This window comes from Streptomyces sp. NPDC088354, assembly GCF_044753585.1.
Lineage (GTDB): Bacteria > Actinomycetota > Actinomycetes > Streptomycetales > Streptomycetaceae > Actinacidiphila.
In genome coordinates, this window is the sequence record NZ_JBIVNJ010000163.1 from 1 (window position 1) to 1,487 (window position 1,487).

Genomic DNA, 1,487 nt, shown 5'->3' on the forward strand with positions numbered 1-1,487 from the left:
CCTCGGGCGCCTTGACGGCCCGCAGGACCAGGGTGAGGACGACGGTGACCACCACGTTGAGCACGAAGGCGGTCAGGCCGATGTAGCCGATCTGCCCGATGACCGGGATGGTGTCGGAGGAGCCGCCGAAGTGCTTCTGGGTGGGGCTCGCGACGCCGTAGGCGGCCCAGGTGCCGTAGATCATGCCGACCGCCCAGCCGGCCAGCAGCGCCCAGCGGTGGAACCAGCGGGTGAACAGTCCGCCGACCAGGGCCGGGAAGGTCTGCAGGATCCAGATGCCGCCCAGCAGCTGGAAGTTGATGGCGACCGTCTTGTCCATGGTGAGGACGAAGACGAGCGCGCCGACCTTGACCAGCAGCGAGACGATCTTGGAGACCTGGGTCTCCTGCGCCGGGGTGGCGTCCGGCCTGATGAAGTCCTTGTAGATGTTGCGGGTGAACAGGTTCGCCGCGGCGATGGACATGATCGCGGCGGGTACCAGGGCGCCGATGCCGATCGCGGCGAAGGCCACACCCGCGAACCAGGACGGGAACATGTTCTCGAAGAGCTGGGGGATCGCCAGCTGCCCGTTGTAGCCGGTGATCCCGGCTCCGACCCCGCTCGCCAGCGCCATGAAGCCGAGCATCGCCAGCAGACCGAGCATCAGCGAGTACAGCGGCAGCACGGTGGTGTTGCGGCGGATGACGTCGCGGCTGCGGCTGGAGAGCACCGCGGTGACCGAGTGCGGGTACATGAACAGCGCGAGGGCCGAGCCCAGCGCCAGCGTCCCGTACGCCCACTGGGCCGTGTCGCCGGGCGCCAGTGATCCGCGGGGCTTCCCGGTGGCCGGACTGACCTGCGTGTAGGCCTCGTTCGCCTTGGCGAAGATGTCGTCGAAGCCGCCCAGCTTGATCGGTATGTAGATGATCGCCACCGCGATGACGATGTAGATCAGGGTGTCCTTGACGAACGCGATCAGCGCCGGCGCGCGCAGGCCCGAGGAGTACGTGTACGCGGCCAGCACGCCGAAGGCGATGAGCAGCGGCAGGTCCTTGACGAACCAGTTGGACGAGGCGCCGCCGCCCACACCCATCACGTCCAGCACCGCCTGGATGCCCACCAGTTGCAGCGCGATGTAGGGCATGGTGGCCAGGATGCCGGTGACGGCCACCGCCAGCGACAGGCCCTTGGAGCCGAAGCGGCCGCGGACGAAGTCCGAGGTGGTGACGTAGCCGTGCTTGTGGGAGACCGACCACAGGCGCGGCAGGAAGGTGAAGACCAGCGGGTAGACCAGGATCGTGTAGGGCACCGCGAAGAAGCCGGACGCGCCCGCCGCGTACACCGCCGCCGGGACGGCCACGAAGGTGTAGGCCGTGTACAGGTCCCCGCCCAGCAGGAACCAGGTGACCCAGCCGCCGAAGCTGCGGCCGCCGAGCCCCCACTCGTCCAGGTGCAGCGCGTTCTCGGCCCTGCGCCAGCGGGCGGCCAGGAAGCCGAGCACCGTGACG

Annotated in this window: 1 protein-coding gene; it reads right to left on the reverse strand. The window is 68.8% G+C overall.

Going from position 1 to position 1,487, the window contains the following annotated elements; translation table 11 throughout:
* The coding region (gene mctP / locus ACIP98_RS42490; RefSeq protein ID WP_401982249.1) for a monocarboxylate uptake permease MctP at positions 1-1,487 on the reverse strand (1,487 nt) is incomplete at both ends.